General features: G+C 67.1%; 5 protein-coding genes and 2 pseudogenes. 4 read left to right on the top strand and 3 right to left on the bottom strand.

The window, feature by feature from the left end; genetic code table 11:
• A pseudogene (locus tag B056_RS40320) lies at window positions 1-745 on the bottom strand (reverse transcriptase domain-containing protein); the annotation flags it as partial.
• Window positions 746-1,482: 737 nt separating this feature from the next.
• Between B056_RS40320 and B056_RS44105 the strand changes: the two are divergent.
• Window positions 1,483-2,109, top strand: a pseudogene (locus tag B056_RS44105) (helix-turn-helix domain-containing protein); the annotation flags it as partial.
• A gap of 245 nt (window positions 2,110-2,354) precedes the next feature.
• On the opposite strand, the gene B056_RS0106660 reads toward B056_RS44105, so the two are convergent.
• Window positions 2,355-3,278 carry an NADP-dependent oxidoreductase gene (locus B056_RS0106660; RefSeq protein ID WP_018501114.1) on the bottom strand — a complete coding sequence of 308 codons (924 nt, stop codon included), beginning with the start codon at window positions 3,276-3,278 and terminating at the stop codon, window positions 2,355-2,357.
• A gap of 80 nt (window positions 3,279-3,358) precedes the next feature.
• On the opposite strand from B056_RS0106660, the gene B056_RS0106655 reads away from it, so the two are divergent.
• Window positions 3,359-3,967, top strand: a complete 609-nt coding sequence (locus B056_RS0106655) for a TetR/AcrR family transcriptional regulator (protein ID WP_035750383.1) — start codon at window positions 3,359-3,361, stop codon at window positions 3,965-3,967.
• An 80-nt stretch (window positions 3,968-4,047) separates the two neighbouring features.
• Here the strand turns inward: B056_RS0106655 and B056_RS0106650 are convergent, their stop codons facing one another.
• Entirely contained in the window at window positions 4,048-4,974 is a 927-nt protein-coding gene (locus B056_RS0106650; protein WP_018501112.1) for an NAD-dependent epimerase/dehydratase family protein, read from the bottom strand.
• 138 nt (window positions 4,975-5,112) lie between these two features.
• On the opposite strand from B056_RS0106650, the gene B056_RS0106645 reads away from it, so the two are divergent.
• Together B056_RS0106645 and B056_RS35440 are read left to right on the top strand one after the other, a co-directional pair.
• Window positions 5,113-6,060, top strand: a complete 948-nt coding sequence (locus B056_RS0106645) for an AraC family transcriptional regulator (RefSeq protein WP_018501111.1) — start codon at window positions 5,113-5,115, stop codon at window positions 6,058-6,060.
• 273 nt (window positions 6,061-6,333) lie between these two features.
• Window positions 6,334-6,546: helix-turn-helix domain-containing protein (locus B056_RS35440; RefSeq protein WP_018501110.1), on the top strand; the 213-nt coding region annotated here is incomplete at its 3' end.

Here is a 6,546-nt window from a genome sequence, read left to right as displayed (position 1 = left end):
GAGCCACGCCGCCTGCCGTCCTTGCAGTACACAATTTTGGTCTTGGTCGGGTGCAACCGCAACCCGACCTCGGTCATCCGGCTGGTAAGCGCGGCCAGCACCACGCGGGCCTCCCGTTCCGACGCGCAGTGCACAATCGCGTCGTCCGCATATCGTTCGAACTGCACACCCGGGAAATTCCGGGCCAGGAACAGATCGAACGCGTAATGCATGAACAGGTTGGCGAGCACGGGTGATATCGCCGACCCCTGCGGGGTCCCACGATCCCGCCTTTCCAGGGCCCCGTCGGGCAGCTGCAGCGGGGCGGAAAGCCACCGCCTCACATAGAGCAGCACCCATTTCTGGCCGGTGGTTATGTTGGCCTCGACCGCCCTGACCATAAGGTCCCACGGCACGCTGTCGAAGAATTCCTGGACATCGATATCAATGACCCAGTCCTTCTTCCAGCACCGTTGACGGCATCTGGCCACGGCATCCAGCGCGCCGCGCCGACGCCGGTACACCCGTAGGAGTCTCCATGAAAGATCGACTCCATACGGGCCTCCAGCGCCATCGCGGCCGCTGTCTGCGCCACCCGGTCGGCGACCGTGGGCACGCCGAGTACTCTCGTGCCCCCCGACGCCTTGGGTATCTCCACCGCCATCACCGGAGGCGGAAAGTAGGCCCCCGACGACATCCGGTTCCAAATCTTGTAAAGGTTGTTCCTCAGATCGGACTCGAACTCGGCCAGGGACTGCCCGTCCACCCCGGCGGCACCCTTGTTGGCCCTTACACGCCTGTACGCCTCCCACACCAGCTGCTTCGGTATCTGAAACGGTTTGCCTTCCGGACCTGACCTGCTCACACGTCTCCTCCCGGGAGGACCCCGGTTGCTCGCGCAGGCAAACTAATCGATGAGCCGGCCCCTTCGCATCCACCCCGATTACCGGGGCTTCCCCGCTACTACGAGCCGGTCCGCCAGCAGACGCCGCGACGGTACTCAACGCCTTACGGTTCCTGCCGCTTGACGTGCTCCCTCTCGCCCATCCGCCCCGCAGGGCGGGCGCGCAGTGTCGGCATCCGCCTTCCCATGTTCCACGTGAAAGCCGCAGACCAGGCTCGCGCCACCTCCATGCCGGGCACCACCTGGCCAGTACACGGGCTCCCGCCAGGCTCATCCTGAAGCAACCCCAAGCGCCCCAGTTTCGATGCCGTCTGATCTGGTTTCGACACTTCAACAGCGGTTCGTTTTCGCTCGCCTTCCTGGTCCCCACCTGACGCATCTCGTGCGCCTTTTCCTCATCGCTCACCACGACGGTCTTCAGCCAACGCAGCATGAGGTGGTTTGACGCCTCCCCCCGCAGGGCGACGCCGAAGGGCCACAAATCCTTCATCTTCCACGCAGCACCGCATCAAGCGAGATCCCCTACCTGTCGACCTCACTCTCCGCGCTCATGGCGCACTGGGGCTCCAGAATCCCGATTCGAGCGGTGACCTGCGCGTTTGCCCGCCGGACAGGGCCCACATCGGGCAGGCTGGATGGCCATGGTGTGGTCGCTGCTCTACGCCCTGACCGCAACACTCTCGGACTGATGCTGCTCCGAGTCCGCGGGGACACCGCGAAGGACGTAGAGCTCCTCGTCCTGCGACATCAGGTGGCGGTGTTACGACGGCAGGTGAACCGTCCGACGCTGGAACCGGCGGATCGGGTGATCCTCGCAGCCCTGTCCCGGCTGCTACCCCGAGCCCGCCGGGGTTCGTCCTTCGTCACCCCCGCCACCGTGCTGCGCTGGCACCGCGACCTCCTCGCACGCAAATGGACCTACCCACGCAAGAAACCCGGGCGGCCGCCGGTCCGCCGGGAGATCCGCGAGCTGGTCCTGCGCCTCGCGCAGGAGAACCCGATTTGGGGCCACCGCAGGATCCAAGGCGAACTCGTCGGGCTGGGCTACCCGGTCGGGGTCGGTCACCGTCTGGCGGATCCCGCGCCGCTCCGGTGTCGACCCCGCACCCCGCCGGGCCGACACCTCCTGGCGCACGTTCCTGTCCACGCAGGCCTCCGGCCTGCCGGCCTGCGACTTCTTCACCGTCGACACCGTGTTCCTCCAACGGATCCACGTGTTCTTCATCAGCGGCACCTGCGCACCGTCCTGGCCGAGTACGCGGCCCACGACNACGGACGACGACCCCACCGTGGCCGCGCCCTTCAGCCACCACGGCCCGACCACCCCGCCNCGGACCTGACCCAGGAACGGACCAAGCGCCAGCCCATCCTCGGCGGCCTGATCAACGAATACGAACGAGCCGCCTAAAACCCCAGGTCACCACCGGTGGCCGACTTCCGGCACCCCCCAGCTGATTGCGGGGCAGTTCCTTCAGAGGTTGATTACGATCTTTCCGTGGACGTGGCGTCCGGCCTGCAGCTCCACGGCTTCCCGGATCTGCTCGAGGGGGAAGGTGGCTGCGATCGGCACGGTGATCTCGCCGGCGACGATGGCGTCGGTGATCCGCTTCAGGTCTTCGGGCTGCGCATTGACGCCGCCGGTCGCACGCACGCCTCCGGGCGGGTTGGGGCCGGCGGCGACCGTGGAAATCCTCTCCGCGGGAACGTCGAGCGCGAGCGCTGCCTCGGCTGTCTCCGTGCCGAACAGGTCGGTCGCCGCGGTCACACCGTTGGGAGCCATCTCGCGCACCCGCTCCTCCAGGCCGGGACCGTAGACGACAGGTTCAGCGCCGAACTGCCGAAGGAAGTCGTGGGTGCCTTCGGAGGCAGTTCCGATCACTCGGGCACCGGCGAGCCTGGCGAGCTGGATGGCGAATACGCCGACACCGCCGGCGGCGCCTCCGATCAGGACGGTGTCGTCAGCCTTCACGTCGATCGCTGCGAGCGCCGCCGAGGCGGTCAGTCCGGCCACCGCGAGCGTGCTGGCGACCTCGTCGCTGATCTCCACTGGAGTGCGAAGGAGGGTATCCGTCCCGGCAGGGTCGACCACCAGGAAGTCGGCGGCGGCCCGGCCCGTCGCGGCTCCGTAGACGCGGTCGCCCACGGCGAAGCCGGAGACGCCTTCGCCTACCTCGTCCACGGTGCCGGCGAAGTCGGTGGCGAAGCCGGATGGCAGGGTGATGCCGAACTGCTGCGCCATCTCCGGCATCGAGGACAGGACCCAGTCCATGGGGTTGAGGCCGACGGCGGCCACCCTCACGCGCACCTCACCTGCTCCCGCGTGCGGCTCCGGGATCTCGCGCAGCTTCAGGACATCAGGTCCTCCGAATGTCTCGTACATGACGGCTCGGCTCATGGCGTGCCTCCGCACCTAGTGATGTGACTTGGTCCCATCACTGTACACGGTGACGGGACTGAGTCCCGTAGTCTGTGTTCATGGCCCGCTGGGAACCCAACGCATCGCAACGGCTCGCTGACGTCGCGCTGGAACTGTTCGCGGAGCGCGGTTACGAGAACACGACCGTGCTCGACATCGCGAAACGCGCCGGACTCGCCAAGAGCACCTTCTTCCGGCACTTCCAGGACAAGCGTGAGGTGCTCTTCGGCGAGGACGCGCTGACCGGGCGACTAGTCACCGCGATCGCGGCTGCGCCCACGGAAGCGGCCCCGCTCGAAGCGGTGGCATGCGGCCTCGACGCACTTGGACGGGACGTCTTCACGCCCGCCCGCCGTGCGTTCACCGTCCGCAGGCGAGCGGTGATCGACGCCAATCCTGATCTCCAGGAGCGCGAAGCCCTGAAGGGCGTGAGCCTCACCGCTTCGATGGCCCGGGCCATGGAGCACCGCGGTCTCCCCGACCTTGTCGCCCGAGCGACAGCAGAACTGGGGGCACTCGCCTTGAAGATCACCTACGAGCGGTGGAGCGACTTGGGCAACACCGATGAGTTCAGCGCTATTGCCCGACAGGCCCTCAGCGAGGTGCGAGCCGCCACTTTGACCGCCATAGGGCGCCAGGCCGCTCGGGGTGATCGCGACCTTTCGTAAGTACCTCACCGCGCTGCACCTTGGGACGTCCTCCCGTGGCGGTGACGATGACGAGACGCCGCGCCTGTGGCTGCGACTCGCTAGGCGGATCTTGCCATGGCGTGGGCGGTTTCGATCAAAACGTCATCGAGGGGGGTCGGCTTGAGGCCGAAGGTCCGTGCGGCCAGCGAGGTGTCCAGGACGGAGGGTCGCTGGTAGAGGTACTGCATCTCCGGAATCTCCGCCATGATCGGATCGGAGATGGCCAGGTTGTGCAGGTCCAGCGGTGACATGTTGACCAGGTAGGGGACGGGTGAGCCGGTCAGGTCGGCGAATCGCACCGCTATCTCGCGCACCGAGCCGTCGGAGATCGAGGGCACGTGCCAGGCCTGCCCCCAGGCCTGGTCGTTTCTGCTGACGGCGACGAGCATGCGGGCCACGTCGCCGGGGTAGGCCCAGCTGTGCGCCGCGTCCAGGTCTGCTGGGATGTGAACGGGATTTCCGGCCAGAACGGACGGCGCGACCATCAGGTTGAACATCGACACCGATCCGGGGCCGATGAAGTCGCCGGGTCGTACCTCGGCGAAACGGATCCGCCCCTGGCCGTGGGCGGTGATGGCGTCCTGCCACATCTGTGCCCGAACCCGGCCCTTGATGGTGGTCGGCACCATGGGAAGGTCCTCGGTCATCGCTCCGACGACGGGGCCGTACCCGTAGATGTTGCTGAGGTTGACATAGCCCGCGCCGCTGCGTTCGGCTGCAGCCAGCAGCGCGGCCGCCAACGCCGGCGTCTCGATCGGCAACCTGTTGTAAGCCGGCGATGCGCAGTTGAAGAGCGTGGCGGCGCCCTGGGCCAGCTCGGTCAGGATGGCGGCATCGCTGGCATCCGCGGGGATCCGTTCGATCAGTGGGTGCTCCGGCCCGCCGCCGCGTCGGCTGAGTATGCGCACCCGGTCACCGGACTCGGCGAGCAGTCGTGCGGTGGCTGTTCCGGAGTGGCTGGCTCCAACGATGACGTGCAGTGACATGGAGATCCGATCGTGAGTCGCAGGTTATCCGCGGTCGGCCTGGATATTGACCGTACGTCCCTCACTAAAGACGGTGAATGGCTAGAAGTCTTCTATTCATGTCCTATCGTCTTCCTCTGCTCCAGATAGACTCGCGATGTGGACCTGCTCAGCGATCTGCTCTCCGCCATGCGCACCGGGCAGCCGTACGCGGGACGGACCACGTGCAGGGCCCCCTGGGGAGTGCGTTTTCCGGTCGGTGACACAGCGGGGTGTCACGTGGTCCTGCAGGGTTCGTGCTGGCTCATCCCCCAGCACGGCGCCCCGGTCGCGCTCGGCGTCGGCGACGTGGTGTTCACACCACACGGCGACGCGCACGCGCTGGTCGACCAGCCCGGCAGGCCCACGATCGACTTCCACCCCGACCCCGGCGACGAGTCATCGATCAACGAGATGACCATTCCCGGCGCGGGCGCCGCCACGGAGCTGCTCTGCGCCTCCTACAGCTTCGACCAGACCCGCCCGCACCCGCTGCTCCACGGCCTGCCCCAGGTCGTTCACCTACCCGCCCGCGTCGGGCACCATCCCGATCTTCGTGCCGCCGTCGACCTCCTGGGCGATGAACTGCTACGGCCTCGCGCCGGTACGGAGGCCATCGTGCCGGCGCTCATCGACATGCTGCTGCTCTACGTCCTGCGCGCCTGGCTCGACGAGCAGTCCGGGCACGCCCTGACCGGCTGGGTCATGGCGCTGAACGACCCGGCGATCTCAACCGCGCTGCACCACATCCATCGCTACCCCGGGCGCCCGTGGAGTGTCGAGGGCCTGGCCAGGCAGGCCGGACTGTCACGCGCGGCCTTCGCCAAGCGGTTCGCCGCCATCGTCGGTCAGCCCCCGCTGGCGTACCTGACGTGGTGGCGGATGACGACCGCCGCGCGGCTGCTACGCGAGTCCACGGCCCCGCTGAGCACGGTCGCTGAACGTTGCGGCTACCGCTCCGAATTCGCGTTCGCCAAGGCGTTCAAACGCGAGTTCGGCGCCGCACCCGGCAGGTACCGGCGTCCCCATGAGGGCACTGTTGCATCCGGCGACTCCAGCCGATCTTGACCGCAGGTCTTCCCGTAGCTGAGCCTTCGTGGGGCTCGGTCCGCAGGTCGACGGTGCTCCAGCGACCGGATCCGGCGTCCTCCAACAGGAAGATTTTCGGTCAAGATCTCCCGGTCCCGCCGGATGCAACAGTGCCCCCTGCCGCGAGTACTGCAATTTCCGTAGGCAGGATTGTCTGCGCATGTAGGACGACAGGACAGGGTGGTCTCAGGCGATCAGTGCATCAGCCCTGGTAGAAGGGTGATCTGCTGATCGGAGGGCTGGGTGCGGGGCGTGGAGTTGACCTTGGAGGATCGGGAGTCGATCTCCAGGGGGCTGGCGGCGGAGTTGTCGCATCGGGCGATCGGGGTGCTGCTGCATCGCAGCCAATCGGTGATCAGCCGCGAGGTGACGCGCAACGGGGGTAACGCGAACTACCGGGCAGCGGACGCCCAGCGGCGCGCGGAGGAGAACCGCTGGCGACCGAAGATGTTCAAGCTGGAGAAG

This window comes from Parafrankia discariae, from assembly GCF_000373365.1.
In the GTDB taxonomy this organism is placed as follows: domain Bacteria; phylum Actinomycetota; class Actinomycetes; order Frankiales; family Frankiaceae; genus Parafrankia; species Parafrankia discariae.
Note: the sequence above shows the minus strand (reverse complement) of the source record. Positions and strands in the feature narration are given on the sequence as shown.